General features: G+C 44.6%; 11 protein-coding genes. 6 read left to right on the top strand and 5 right to left on the bottom strand.

Going from position 1 to position 14,604, the window contains the following annotated elements; all coding sequences use genetic code 11:
- Positions 1-515: 515 nt before the first annotated feature.
- On the top strand, positions 516-1,916 hold the full coding sequence (gene asnS, locus AB6E54_RS02030) for an asparagine--tRNA ligase (protein WP_017060416.1): 1,401 nt from the start codon (positions 516-518) through the stop codon (positions 1,914-1,916).
- A 133-nt stretch (positions 1,917-2,049) separates the two neighbouring features.
- On the opposite strand, the gene AB6E54_RS02025 is transcribed toward asnS, so the two are convergent.
- Positions 2,050-2,256, bottom strand: coding sequence for a hypothetical protein (locus AB6E54_RS02025; protein WP_004734707.1), 207 nt, complete (start codon positions 2,254-2,256; stop codon positions 2,050-2,052).
- A 127-nt stretch (positions 2,257-2,383) separates the two neighbouring features.
- A complete protein-coding gene (locus AB6E54_RS02020; protein ID WP_017065418.1) occupies positions 2,384-3,787 on the bottom strand; it encodes a PLP-dependent aminotransferase family protein in 1,404 nt (467 codons plus the stop codon).
- A 218-nt stretch (positions 3,788-4,005) separates the two neighbouring features.
- Here AB6E54_RS02020 and AB6E54_RS02015 point away from each other — a divergent pair, with 218 nt between their 5' ends.
- The 3 genes from AB6E54_RS02015 (at position 4,006) to AB6E54_RS02005 (ending at position 7,489) form a co-directional block, all read left to right on the top strand.
- On the top strand, positions 4,006-4,305 hold the full coding sequence (locus AB6E54_RS02015; RefSeq protein ID WP_017060414.1) for a hypothetical protein: 300 nt from the start codon (positions 4,006-4,008) through the stop codon (positions 4,303-4,305).
- 249 nt (positions 4,306-4,554) lie between these two features.
- A complete protein-coding gene (locus AB6E54_RS02010) occupies positions 4,555-6,096 on the top strand; it encodes an HD-GYP domain-containing protein (RefSeq protein WP_017071957.1) in 1,542 nt (513 codons plus the stop codon).
- Positions 6,097-6,298: 202 nt separating this feature from the next.
- Positions 6,299-7,489, top strand: a complete 1,191-nt coding sequence (locus tag AB6E54_RS02005) for an amino acid aminotransferase (protein ID WP_372106219.1) — start codon at positions 6,299-6,301, stop codon at positions 7,487-7,489.
- Positions 7,490-7,613: 124 nt separating this feature from the next.
- Here the strand turns inward: AB6E54_RS02005 and AB6E54_RS02000 are convergent, their stop codons facing one another.
- Positions 7,614-8,255 (bottom strand): outer membrane beta-barrel protein, encoded by a 642-nt coding sequence (locus AB6E54_RS02000; RefSeq protein WP_102333202.1) that lies wholly within the window; start codon positions 8,253-8,255, stop codon positions 7,614-7,616.
- A gap of 150 nt (positions 8,256-8,405) precedes the next feature.
- Between AB6E54_RS02000 and AB6E54_RS01995 the strand changes: the two genes are divergently transcribed.
- Both AB6E54_RS01995 and AB6E54_RS01990 read left to right on the top strand, forming a co-directional pair.
- Positions 8,406-10,295, top strand: coding sequence for a DUF294 nucleotidyltransferase-like domain-containing protein (locus tag AB6E54_RS01995; RefSeq protein WP_102333201.1), 1,890 nt, complete (start codon positions 8,406-8,408; stop codon positions 10,293-10,295).
- Between the two features lie 5 nt (positions 10,296-10,300).
- Positions 10,301-11,017: a 3'-5' exonuclease gene (locus AB6E54_RS01990; RefSeq protein WP_017060409.1), complete on the top strand. Its 717-nt coding sequence runs from the start codon at positions 10,301-10,303 to the stop codon at positions 11,015-11,017.
- 210 nt (positions 11,018-11,227) lie between these two features.
- Here AB6E54_RS01990 and AB6E54_RS01985 read toward each other — a convergent pair whose 3' ends face one another.
- Complete coding sequence (locus tag AB6E54_RS01985; RefSeq protein ID WP_372106300.1) at positions 11,228-13,117, bottom strand: GGDEF domain-containing protein; 1,890 nt, start codon at positions 13,115-13,117, stop codon at positions 11,228-11,230.
- 20 nt (positions 13,118-13,137) lie between these two features.
- Entirely contained in the window at positions 13,138-14,286 is a 1,149-nt protein-coding gene (locus tag AB6E54_RS01980; RefSeq protein WP_372049990.1) for an extracellular solute-binding protein, read from the bottom strand.
- Between the last annotated feature and the right edge of the window lie 318 nt (positions 14,287-14,604).

Raw genomic sequence — 14,604 nt, 5'->3', positions numbered from 1 at the left:
ACATAATTTGATCGACTGTTTTTCTTGAATGAGCGAGCGCTCGAAAAGTGCGGGTGTAGAGAGAATGCAGGGGTTAAGGCGGCGTAATTAACACGTAGATATTAAACTCCTCTTGTACTTTAGTGGGAAATTAAGAAGGTGATCAAGTCCAAAATGACTGAATCCGCGCCAATATAGAGTGAGTCTCAACACAATCACACTCCCATTATTGAAAACAAAGGTTTCGATTACGCCATGCTCGTTCAGCAGCTCACATAGGGTGAAAGGTAAGGCTGACGCTAAGATCGAACAAAAAACACACCCTCAAACCTATTTATCGTCAGTAGACACAATATTTCTTTCACCAAGCAAGAATAAAGGTTGAAGCTGTCGGTATGACAGGTAATATGTTCAATCGATTTAAAAAGTTTATACAACTTAATGTTTCGGCTAATTATTGTGCAAATGTATATTTATTTGCAGCAATGCCAGAGACTTTGAGTTGAATTTGTCCCTCAATGGAGAATGAAATCAACATGACTTACGCGCCTGTAACAGACGTACTTGGCGGCAAGCTAGCGGTAGACAGTGAAGTAACTGTTCGCGGCTGGATCCGTTCACGTCGTGATTCCAAAGCTGGAATCTCTTTCCTTGCCATTTATGACGGCTCTTGTTTCGACCCGATTCAGGCCGTGGTTCCTAATAATCTTAATAATTACGAAAACGAAGTATTAAAGCTAACAACTGGCTGCTCTGTTGAAGTAACGGGTAAGATTGTTGAGTCTCCTGCGAAAGGTCAAGACTTCGAACTAGCAGCAACTGACGTTAAAGTTGTAGGCTGGGTTGAAGACGCTGACACTTACCCAATGGCTAAGACGCGTCACTCTATCGAGTACCTTCGTGAAGTTGCTCACCTACGTCCACGTACAAACGTGATTGGCGCAGTAGCACGTGTACGTAACTGTCTATCTCAAGCGATTCACCGTTTCTACCACGAGCAAGGTTTCTTCTGGACTTCTGCTCCGCTTATTACTGCATCTGATGCAGAAGGCGCTGGTGAAATGTTCCGTGTTTCTACGCTAGACATGGAAAACCTACCACGCACTGAAAAAGGCGACGTAGACTTCAACGAAGATTTTTTCGGTAAAGAGACGTTCCTAACAGTATCTGGCCAACTTAATGCTGAAGCTTATGCTTGTGCACTAAGCAAGGTTTACACGTTCGGTCCTACGTTCCGTGCTGAAAACTCAAACACAAGCCGCCACCTAGCTGAGTTCTGGATGGTTGAGCCTGAAGTTGCGTTTGCAGACCTTAACGATGTAGCGAAACTGGCTGAAGACATGCTTAAGTACGTTTTCGCTGCTGTTCTTGAAGAGCGCCGCGACGACCTTGAATTCTTCGCTTCTCGCATCGACAAGCAAGCAATTACTCGTCTAGAGCAATTCGTTGACGCTGACTTCGCACAAGTTGACTACACTGACGCAATCCAAATCCTACTAGACTCTGGTAAGAAATTTGAGTTTGACGTTGAGTGGGGCATCGACATGTCTTCTGAGCATGAGCGTTACCTAGCTGAAGAGCACTTCAAAGCACCTGTTATCGTTAAGAACTACCCGAAAGACATCAAAGCTTTCTACATGCGCTTAAACGACGACGGCAAAACAGTTGCAGCAATGGACGTACTTGCACCAGGCATCGGTGAAATCATCGGTGGTGCACAACGTGAAGAGCGTCTAGACATTCTAGACGAGCGTATGATTGCTATGGGTATCGACCCTGAGCACATGAGCTGGTACCGCGACCTACGTAAATACGGTACAGTGCCACACGCTGGTTTCGGTCTTGGTTTCGAGCGTCTAGTATCTTACGTAACAGGTATGGGTAACGTTCGTGACGTGATTCCATTCCCACGTACACCACGCTCTGCAAACTTCTAATTCGAAACCTATTCGATATTAAAAGTTAAGAACAAACAAAAACCTCCGCACTTGCGGAGGTTTTTTTATGTTCGGAATAAAACGAGTCCAGATGCTTCTGCGTGCCACTATCTGAGACTCATTATTTCAAAAGCTAATCCACATCTTGGTCGATAGCGTATTTTATTGCAAGACCGCAAATTGCCATCATAACGAATGGGATCGCGGCAGTGGTGTATTCCGCCCACGCCATATCAGCGAATGCTTTTGCCAGCAGTACGTGGCCGAGAATAAGCAGAAGCGCACACACAATAGCGACAATAATCAGCTTAACTTCATTTCCCATAGTCATTTTCAACATAACGGTATCTCCAATATTTGGTCTACCGTTATTGAATCACAACTCTTTGGTCAATTAGGCGTACAGTTACCCCACAAACAACCCGTACAGTTGGAATGATTGTCTTTTTTATGAGGGACTTAAGGTTTTACGAGTGCGTAAGTTGATGTGCCAGTTTGCCAAGCCAGATGAGCGCCTGTTCTTTCTCTTCTGTCAGTTCATAAGAGAAGTTCAATCGTATCGCGTTATCCACTCTGCCATGCTCACTAAACAGATCGCCAGATGCAACGCTAATACCTTGTTCGATAGCCAGTTGATGAAACTGTTGGCTGTCGAATTTTTCAGAAAAGCGAATCCATATCAAGTAACCACCAGCCGGCTCTTCAATCTCTATTGAATGCGGAAAGTACTGCTTAATGACATCGATAAATCGCTCTTTCCTGACGACAAGGTTTTTACGCAGTTTACGAAGGTGATTGTCGTAGCTTTCATGCGTTAAGAAATGAGCGACACCAAGTTGAACAGGAGCGCTACTCGATAACGTAGAAAGAAGCTGTAACTTTTGAATCGCGTCGTTAAAACGCGTGTTCACAACCCACCCTACTCGATAACCAGGACACAAACTTTTTGAATACGACCCACAAAGCAAGACGGAATCGGTCTTATCGAAGGCCTTTAGTGGCTTCGGCTTATGCCCTTCGTAATAAAGATCGCCATACACGTCATCTTCAATAATGTAGGTTCCATGCTGTTCTGCAATCTCTACCACACGGCGCTTTGCCTGTTCCGACAAACTGGTTCCCGTTGGGTTTTGAAAAGTCGTCATCAGCCAACACGCTTTAACATCTTGGTTTTGTAGCGCGTTTTCAAACTGCTCTATATTCAACCCATTGATTGGGCAAACGTCCACTTCGATCGGGTTAAGCCCGAGCCTCTCGACAGCCTGCAGAGCACCATAGAATGCGGGAGACTCAATCACGACGTTATCACCCGACTTGGTGACCGTTTGCAGGCTCAAGTTGAGCGCCTCCATAGCACCCGACGTAATCACGATGTCTTGATGATTAACCGTGATCCCTTGCTGCAGATAACGCTGTGCGATTTGCCTTCTCAAGGACTCACTGCCCGGTGGTAAATTATTTATCACACTCGCGCCAGTCATCTTCCTACCCGCGCTGGCAAGGTTTCGAGTCAAGGTAGGTAACGGGAAAAGGTCGGGATCTGGGAATGCAGAGCCGAAAGGAATCACACCTTCGGCTGAACTCGACTTCAAGAAATCAAATAAGCGGTCATTAATGGCTTTCTTTTCACTAACGAGTGGCTGTGCGTAGTCAACGCCGTCCAGCCTTGGCGCTACAAAGTAGCCCGACTGAGGTTTAGCGATGATCCACCCTTCGCTTTCTAGCAACTGGTAGGCTTGTAAGACAGTACTATTGCTGACGTTGTAATTTCGACAACTCATGCGTACCGAAGGGATCTTCTCTCCGGATCGCCACGTATTGTTGGCTATCTGAGTTCGAATATCCTTTGCAAGCTCTTCATAACGCGCCATCTAATTGTACTACCTAGAGAAATTCTGTGAGCCGGTGATTTTATCACTTACGCCAACAACTATTGCTGCTATCCATATGATCGCACCTAATTTCCACAATAGTGTGAATTGGTTCACAGATAACTTTGTAAGCTTTGCTAAGTTTGTACCCAAGGTAGGAGCTAAGTTGGCTTTCTACCTCAATAATTTGATGTAACCCAAAAACATGCGAGATAACAATGAAAAAAATAGAAGCAGACCAATTAAGTTATAAAGGAGAGTCAAACGGTGTTCACAGTTGGACAACACCGAGCGGTCAGCCATATTACTGGCACCCAGATTGGCTCCATATTGCTGAAGATGCGACAGGCTCACATCCAAAGCAAAAGATCGATGTCGAACAAGACCAAGCACCAACGGAAAAACACGCGGTGTCTGCTATTCTGAAACACATCAACCAATGGGCTGCAGACAAACTAGCGTCTCACCCTGAGATTGAAACCGGCTCAATCGAAGCTGAAATCAATCTCAAAAAGTAACGGGGTAAAGTAGATAGCAAACTCAATCACGCGCGATTCTAACCAGTACACAGACTGAATAGCCTCGAACCTCGACCGAGGCTATTCAAGTATCTTCATAAAAATGCTGCAATAACCCCCACCTAGCTAACAAATCTCTAACACAAACCAGTTTCTTGTATCAATCCACGAAAGCTATCGATAGAATTTCCGGTCTTATTCACGTCAGTTATGCTAATTATTCGCAATTCTAAAGTCGTGAATCAATGAATGCGTAAATCTAATAAGAATGAGAACAAAGGCTTACCGATGGATACTTCAAATTACAATCAATCGCTAACGACTAAGTTATACGTCATTGCTGGCGTGCTGTTTGGCACCTATGGCAGTCGGGTGTGCCCTATGCTCGATAGCTTAACGACGTTAGAGATTTTCACACAAGTCAGTATTGTGTTTATCTTATTATGGCTCGCACGTCGTTACCCATTGGCGCAACATACCTTGGTCAAGCAAGGCCGATTCACGCAACTCGATACCCTGCTATTTTTTGCTGCAAGTGTGCCTTTCGCGCTCTACTACAACTTAAGCTATGAATTCACCATAGATAGTAATTTGAAGGTGCTGTTTGGCATGAGTCTATTCGGCTTCTTTACCGGAACCATTCTTCAATTGAATGCCAAGCTCAGCCAAATGGATAAAATGGAGACGACTGGACAATTCGACTTCCAACTGGTTGGTGAAAGAAGTTCACTGGTCAAGCAGATGATAGGCTTGGTTATCGTGCTTCTGGTAACACTGACGACTATGTTGACGATGATTGCTGTCAAAGACATCTTCTGGTTAGAACATAACCCTGACCGCTTATTGGATGGCACCGGCAAGATCAGCGTGATCAAAGAGTTTATTTATTTGGCTGTGGTACTGGGTGGCTACGCGATAACCATCATGACGCTTTGGAGTAAGCTAATTAAGCGTATTCTCCTAAGCCAAGAGCACGCATTAAACAAAGTCACCAATGGCGAGCAAGGCGTTCGCTTACCTATTTTCGGCTACAACGAGCTTGGATCAATGGCATCTATGACCAATACCATGCTTGATAGCCTTGAAACCGCGCAAAACGAAGTGAAAACCACACGTGACGTGGCCATTGTGAGCTTATCGGCATTGGCTGAATCTCGAGACAATGAAACGGGCGCACATATCCTAAGAACTCAAGAGTACGTCAAGGTGCTCGCACAAGAGCTCAGCAAATCAGAAACCCACTCAAGCTTGTTAACACCAAACTACATCGAGTTGCTCTACAAATCTGCGCCTTTGCACGACGTGGGCAAAGTAGGTGTTCCTGATAGTGTGTTATTGAAGCCGGGCAAATTGACGGACGAAGAGTTTGAGATAATGAAAGGTCACCCCGCGATTGGGGCTGAAGCGTTATCTATTGCAGAAAAGCAGTTGGGAAGTAGCTCTTTCTTAAGAGTCGCAAAGGAGATATCTCTGACTCACCACGAGAAATGGAATGGCAGTGGTTATCCTAATCAGTTGTCTGGTGAAGATATCCCGTTATCTGGCCGTTTAATGGCATTAGCTGATGTTTATGATGCGCTCATCTCGAAGCGAGTCTACAAGCCACCCTTTACTCATGAACAAGCTAAACAGATCATCTTAGAGGGCAATGGGACGCATTTTGATCCGCAAGTTGTCCAAGCTTTTCTGGTCGTCGAACAAGCGTTTGTTTCAATTGCTGCGACCTACAAAGATGGCAAAAATGTAGCGAGTGAACTCGAGCGCGAAAGCTTTATTGCTCAACCAGCGTAATCTATTCAAAATCCACTAACTTCTTGCACCCTATAGGTTAATCCGTAGGGTGTTTTGTTATCAAATATCCTCTTTAGTCAATAAATCTGATTGAAATGGATTTTTTTTGGTCTTTCTGTTCACTTCGTATTGTCTTAAAAATTCCATACAGGTATAACTACCCATAGATACTATCCCCTCTCAATTGACATGGATGAAGATTATGTTTGAAAAAGTGTTAGCTGCTCCCGCCGATCCTATCCTCGGCCTTACTGAAGAGTTTAAAAAAGACTCTCGTGCAGAGAAAATCAACCTTGGCGTTGGCATCTACAAAAATGAAGATGGTCAAACACCAGTACTTAAAACAGTAAAGAAAGCAGAAGCTGCACTTCTTGAAAACGAAAAAACCAAATCTTACCTAACGATTGAAGGTACAGCTGAATACGGTCTAGCGGTTCAGAAACTTCTTTTCGGTTCAGACGCAGAGATCGTTGCATCTCAACGCGCTAAAACAGCACAAGCTCCAGGTGGTACAGGTGCACTTCGCGTAGCGGGTGAATTCATCAAGCGCCAACTGGGCGAAGTGAAAATCTGGATCAGTAACCCAACTTGGGCTAACCACAACGGCGTTTTCGCAGCTGCGGGTATCGAAACTGCTCAATACAGCTACTACAACGCTGAAACTAAAGACAAAGACTTCGCTGGCATGGTTGCTGACCTAGAGAAAGCTTCTGAAGGCGATATCATTCTTCTTCACGGCTGCTGTCACAACCCAACAGGTATCGACCCAACAACTGAAGAGTGGGAAGTACTGGCTAAATTGGTTGCTGAGAAGAAACTACTTCCTCTATTCGATTTTGCTTACCAAGGTTTTGCAAAAGGCGTTGAAGAAGATGCTGCTGGCCTACGTATTTTTGCTCAATACAACAAAGAGATCCTTGTTGCTAGCTCGTTCTCTAAGAACTTCGGCTTGTACAACGAGCGTGTTGGCGCATTCACTCTGGTTGCTGAATCTGCAGACGTAGCAACAACTGCGTTCTCTCAAGTTAAGAGCATTATCCGCTCTATCTACTCTAACCCACCAGCGCACGGCAGTGCTGTCGTTACTCACATCCTTGGTGATGCTGATCTACGTGCTGAATGGGAAGCAGAAGTAGCAGAAATGCGTGACCGTATCCAAGAGATGCGCGAGCTATTTGTAACAACACTGAAATCAGAAGGTGTTGATGCAGACTTCACATTCATCGAACGTCAAAACGGCATGTTCTCTTTCTCTGGCCTAAGCAAAGAGCAAGTAACTCGCCTAAAAGACGAATTCGCAATCTACATTGTTGGTTCTGGCCGTATCAGTGTTGCTGGTATGACTAAGTCAAACATGGGTCCTCTATGTAAAGGTATCGCTGCGGTTCTTTAATCGAAAAGCGAAACCTTTATTTGCAGACCAATAGATATGCAAAAGCCAGCAATCAAGCTGGCTTTTTTGTGTCTGCCTCTTTGTATATAAGAGCTATTAGGGCATGTAGCCTTTTCGTTACTGGCTAATACTCTAGGAAAAATTCCACACCTAGCTCGTTAGTACGTTCGCTACGAATTTTACCTTCACCATCTCGATGTTGGTATGACCCACCAATCGCAAACTTATTGGTCACTAGATAACGTAAACCTAAGTGATAGATCTGTTCATCAAACAGGTCACTTCGATTCACTTGCACACTCCCGTTAGCTATCCAACGTTTCGCAAATCCATAGTTAAGCTCAGCTTTTACCCCTTGGATGAACTCGGTGTCTGAAGATTCAGTTCGGTTGGTGTCATTATCTTCAACCTTACCTTTCGTGATACCAAGCAGGTAGTAAGCCACTATATCTAAATCTTTCTTAATGCTGTAACGGTAACCAACACCTGGCATCAGCGTATCAATTCGAGTTGTGGTGTCATCAGGGTGAATGAAGCGTGCGCTGTAGTCTCCCAGCAGCAACCAATCATCCGTCATCGCGTAACTGACGCCTAATCCATAAGACGAGGCATTGTTATTACTGCCTGCATCTTCATTTAAACTGCCCGAATGCGCCGTGGCATAAATATGGTCGTAATCCAAAATATCCACCGCGTTAGTGTCCGCCCACAAACTTGGAGAAAACATAAAAACCGCAGATACAAAACTAAGCTTCCACTTCGACATTCCTATCATCCTTAAACTGTCACTCCATTAATTGAAAGGTTAGTCTATCCATAAGACTTTAAAAAGGTTTTAGCTCACAGATTGATTTGTGACGGCAAAATATTATCAAATGTTGTACCATGAAATCATACAAACCAATGGATGATCATTATGGATGCTGAGTTATTAGAGATTCAAAACTTTCTGGCACAATACCCCCCTTTCACAGAACTCCCTGAGGAGATGTTGGCGAAAGTGACCAGTAGCGTGGAAATTTCTTATTACCGCCAAGATACCCCTATCATTCACTTTGGTGATCAAATTCATGACTTATACATCGTTCGAAGTGGCGAAGTCGAAGTCTACCGCCGTAAAGGCGAACTCTATAACCGCCTGGATGAAGGCCACTTGTTCGGTCAAATGGGCCTACTGACCAACAACAAGGTGCGTTTCCCAGTTAAAGCGACTGAAGACACCCTACTCTACTGTATTCCTGAGCCTATCTTCCAAGAGCTCTACGACAACTACGACTCTTTTGCCGATTTCGTAGAAGTAGAAGATAACGCACGACTGCGCCAAGCCAACTCAGACAGCAACGACGCTAACGACCTAACAACATCCAAGGTTAAAACGCTACTGACCAGCGAAGCGCCAATGATCGAAAAAACGCGCACGATTCAGCAAGCTGCGACCATGATGGCACAAGATAATGTTTCCTCTTTGCTGATCATCGACCCAGATATCGTTGAAGATGATGAAGATGACTCAACACCCGTGATTGGCATCATCACCGACCGAGATTTGTGTACTCGCGTTTTAGCTGAAGGGCTTGACCCATCGGATGAAGTCTCTAGCGTAATGACACCTGAGGTTATCTCTCTCGATCACAATGCTTACGTATACGAAGCTATGATGACCATGCTTCGCTATAACGTGCATCATTTACCAGTGCTTAAAGATAAGAAGCCGATTGGTATTATCGAAGCGACCGATATTGTTCGTTATGAGTCTCAAAACTCGCTGTTATTGGTAAGTAGTATCTTCCAGCAACAAAGTATCGAAGATCTGAAGGTGCTTTCCGAGCAAGTAAAAGACAGCTTTGTGCGCTTAGTTAACGAAGATGCCAACGCCCACATGGTGGGTACTGCAATGTCGGTAATTGGTCGTAGCTTTAAGCAGCGAATTATCGAACTGGGCGAAGAGAAATTGGGCAAGTCGCCTATTCCTTACTGTTTCCTCGCACTGGGCTCTATGGGGCGTGATGAGCAGCTGCTGGTTACCGACCAAGATAACGCAATCATTCTTGATGATACCTACGACGAGAAAAAGCACGGTAAATACTTTGAGGAGCTGTCGACCTTTATTTGTGATGGCTTAGATCAGTGTGGCTATGTGTATTGTACTGGCGATATCATGGCGACTAACCCAACGTGGCGTATGACTCGTCGACAATGGGAAGAGTGCTTTGCCGATTGGATTGATGATCCAAACCCGAAAGCACTGTTAAATGCTTCAATCTTCTTCGACTTAGATGGCGTTTATGGTCGTCTGAAATGGGCCGAGCAATTGAACAGCTTTATTGTTCGACGCGCACGTAAGAACAATCGCTTCTTGGCGTGCCTTGCACGTAACGCACTCAACCGTACACCTCCGCTCGGCTTCTTCAAAGATTTCGTGATGGAGAAAGATGGCCGTCACAACAACTCTATCAACCTTAAGCGTCGTGGTACTGCGCCACTCGCCGATTTGATTCGTGTTCACTCGCTCGCGGTAGCGTCTCGCTCTAAGAACTCGTTCGAACGCTTAGATGACATTATTGACGCCGGTATTCTGCCAAAAGGCCGAGCTCAAGATTTGAAAGATGCGATGGAGTTTATCTCTCTGGTTCGTATTCGCCACCAAGCACACGATGTCGACAACAACATCGAGCCTGATAACAACATCGAGCCAGAGAACCTGTCTGACTTCGAACGACGTAACCTAAAGGATGCATTCCAAATATTAAGTAATGCGCAAAACTTCCTTAAGTTCCGTTATCAAGCCAGCAACAAGTTTAAGTAGGGCCTATGAACAAACTATTCAGATCACCTGCGGTCGATTGGCCATTTAAGTTTGCTCAGAAGCTTGAACGAGCGAGAGACGAGCGCTTAAAGCACTTTTATAGCCAGCCTCTTCCTGCGCCTGATACGCCACTTTCAGAAGTGATGTTTTTGGCTGTCGACTTTGAGACAACGGGGTTAAACCCAAACAAAGACGGCATCATTACCATTGGTTTAGTGCCATTTACGCTCAATCGCATCTACTTGCGACAAGCCAAACACTGGACTCTAAGACCAAAACAGAAACTTGAAGAAGAGTCTGTCGTGATTCATGGCATCACTCACAATGACATCATTGATGCGCCAGACCTTAGCGAAGTGTTGGGCGAGATCTTAGAATCAATGGCGGGACATATCCCTGTGGTTCACTATCGTCGTATCGAACGTGACTTTTTGGACAATGCATTGAAAGTGCGACTCGGTGAAGGCATTGAGTTCCCAGTCCTCGACACGCTGGAGATTGAATCTCAGATCCAAAATAAACTGGCTGGCGGCTTGTGGAACAAGCTGAAAGGTAAGAAGCCAGCTTCAGTGAGACTGGGTCAGAGTCGTCGTCGATACCATCTGCCCGACTACACGCCGCATCATGCATTAACTGACGCTATTGCGACCGCTGAGCTACTCCAAGCGCAAATTGCTCATCACTTTGACTCTGAGATGCCTCTGAAGAGTTTCTGGCTCTAGCTGAGTTACGTAAGCTAAATACAAACACAAAGCCCATCAACTTCCATTGGTGGGCTTTTTCATTTTTATCGTCTGTGTTTAAGCAACGGTTGGCCCGACTAAGCGCATTTCCCATAAGCGTTTAAACATATTATAACGTCACACCGCAGCAGTTCCGCTCTAATGGACGTCGAAAATCGTGATCGCTATTTGTCAGCGCGATTGGCATTATTACTTCCCAACCACAGACAACGTTTGATAATAAAGACGCTTTTGCTGATACATATTCTCATCAGCGACAGAGAACAATTGCTCAACGTCTGTTGAATCACTAGAGGCTGCACCAATCGAGAATCTGACAGGAATAGAGATACCCGCTTTAGTCTCGATTGCCTGTTGCTCCTGAGCAATGTACAACTGCTCAGTCATCTTTGCGACATTGAGCGAACTCGACTCACCAGACGTTAAGGTAAGCACCGCAAATTCATCTCCACCCAAACGGTATAGATTACTGGCAGGTGTCAATTCGTGGCTGATTACGTCTACGCAGCGCTGTATCAGCTCATCCCCGGTCTCATGCCCATGAACATCATTGGTCGTTTTCAAGCCATTGATATCAATAATGATCAAAGAAATCTGATTTTGATTGTCGTTAATGCTGCGTTTACTGAATTCGAGATCTTCATTAAAAGCTTTACGATTCAAACAGCCAGTCGGCATGTTAATCCGTGTAATATTTTCGAGCTCTAGCCAACCAGCTAACTGTTTTTGGTACATGTCAAAAATCAGAAGATCTTCTTCACTGAGGACATCAAATGAACTTGAACAAAAATACCCGATCGCCGTCCCCTGTGAGTCACAGAGTATCAGGTCAGCCTCGCCAGTCCGGTTAAAATGAAACTGAATCGAATGTTGAACAAGTAATGTCTTTAACTCTTGTTCGACCATTTGAGGAATCAACCGATATTCAGCCGCGTGTCTTGATGATGCAAACTGAACGATCTTCAAAAGACGATGCTTCTGGGATTCTTCACGCGCGAGCGAATTAGTTAACTTGCTGGTTTTCTCTTCGACTAAGTCCTCTAGCTGAACATTAAATCTTTCGAGTTTATCGTTACTTTCGGTAAGCTCACGGACTTGGTATTGTATGCGACCCCACAAGGTTTCCAATAAACGACTCAGCGTGACGAACTCTGTAAAACGATGTTCATCCACACTATGAGTCGGTGACTGGTTATGCGAATACGACGTAACAGATTCAGCCAACAGGTTTAACTGCCCTGAGAACCAGCGGCTTAGGAACAGAGCAAACACAATCGCGATGGCAAGCGTCGCCACCAATATTCTGACAAAGACCACCTGAGCTTGTTGCATCTCTAATAAACGCTCACTGTCGGAAATATGATGTTTGACGTTCAGTACCAATTTGTCGGTAAAGAATGTGCTGTCGATAGAGATAATGTTCGCACTTTGTTCAGAAGATTGAGCATCCGTTGAATCAATATAGTTAAACTCAACCGACTCATTTTGATAAAGGAAAGGCGTCACTTTAGTCTTAAGTCTGTCATACCCCATAAGAACCACAAGATAACCCTGCGGCGTGTATGTAGAACCTTCTATCAAACGATAAGGTAAAATCGGCGCGACAAAAGCGATACCTGCAGCGGCATTATCCGCCACTTCAGTTTCGGTAAACTCGGTGTGGAACAATTTCCCTTGCCCATAAACCGATTGAGGACGCTTCAAGCTTTCTAATAACTGGCTCTGCTCAAAATGGTACAAGCTGCCTTTGCTGTCATAAATGGGCTTCCAGTTTTGGTCCAGAATATAAGTCGCGGACACACTCTCCGCTAGCGCATTGAAGCTATCCATCTTGTCCCAAACAACACTCGAGAAAAAGATATTACCACCCGCTTTAATCAATGATCGGTCATGCGAATACCATTGAGTTAGGCTCGCCGTCAGCTTAATTTGCTCTTGTACGGTTTGACGAATACCGGTCGTAGAGTTGTCCAGCTTGGTTTCTTTTTGCTCTAAAGAACTTTGGTTTTGTTTATTGAGAATCAACTGTCCCGCTAGGTAAACAGGAAGCATTGAGCAAGCCAGCAACACCAAGCCCATGGTGTATTTTAATGATAGCTTCAATCTCTTACCCTCATATTCGCCGAGTAATATTGAACAAAATCATTGTAAAACTTATGCAGTTCACTCTTTGGCATCCCTGACTTGTAACGCTGATACGCCCGAGCCGATGCCTCCCAAACGATCGCCATCTTGTAGTCACTCGACATCATTTGCGATGCTTGAAACTCATCGTACATATTTGAAAGTGTCTGGTTACCTTCCTCAACACGGCGTTGATTAACCTCATAAAACGGCGAAACCATGGCACTCGAGTGAGCTAAATAGGTGAAACTGTTTGATTGCAGGTATTGAACGACTTCTTTCAAAGCCAATTTCTTATCTGGGTTTTGCATGCCTTTTTCCGTGACAGCAAAAACCTTTGCGCCACTAAATGAAGACATACTTTCACCACGATAGGTCGGCAACGAATTGATGTACAAATCTCGACCAAAGGCGGCATCGAGTTCGCTGAACGCCCAATCACCGTCAATCAAAAACTCGACTTCCCCATTGATGAACCTCTGCCTCGCGCAAATATCGCTGCACGATGATTCGATGACTTTTTTCTGCTGCAACATGTCGATGAAATCAAAGATAGCAACTAACCCTTCACCATTAACATTCTTCGACGATAATAAGTCTTCAGAAAAAAGCTGATAGAAAGCTAGATAGAAGTACATGTTTGGATTGGGAAAAAGCACGCTCACTTGTTCGGACTGAGCAGAGCGTTCAATTAGGCTCTCCCATGTCACGACTTGCGCTTGAGGCTTGCTCGAATACAGAACGACTTGGTTTCCAATACCAACTGGTAACGCCTTAAGCTCACCGTTGATGACCACTGCATCAAGCGCTTTTTTCTCATAGCGTTGGGTATCGACCCAAGCATCAGGAAGCGTCGCTAAATCGATATATTCAGTTAGACCTAAGAAGTCAGAAGGAACCCAGATGGCGTCGGGAAAGGTATTGTCTCTAGGATCAGCAACAAGCAGTTCAGAACGAATACTGTTGACGTCAAACGAACGAATTTCTACACGATGATCAGTCATCGCTTCGATATGTTCTTTTACATAATCGGCCGTTTCATAATTAATACCAGCCCATATTTCAAGTGTGGACGAACAAGCAACGGCCGGAAATAGCATCGCAAATAGACTCAATAACCTCACACTTGGTTCCTTGTGGTAAAAATTAGACGTTGGATTTTAATCGCCCATCAATAAACCGGGCGATGCGGCTTATCGCTCACTGCTCATGATTAGAGACCTAGCTTTGGGCGACACGTTATATAGTAAAAAGTGCCTAAATAACAGTTGATACTCTCGCTTTAAGAGAAAGGTCTGCTCATTCTGATACATCCGTCATATCTCTGGATGACTGTTCTTACAATAAATCAACATACCATACCCTTTATTATTAACGACAAAAAAAATGCCGCAAAAGCGGCATCTATCTCGTTCGGTGCATTCGACACAATAAAAATCAAA

The sequence above is a fragment of the Vibrio sp. 10N.247.311.49 genome (assembly GCF_041467655.1).
GTDB classification, from domain to species: Bacteria; Pseudomonadota; Gammaproteobacteria; order Enterobacterales; family Vibrionaceae; genus Vibrio; species Vibrio crassostreae_C.
The sequence above is the reverse complement of the archived record's forward strand: the minus strand, read 5'-3'. Positions and strand labels throughout refer to the sequence as shown.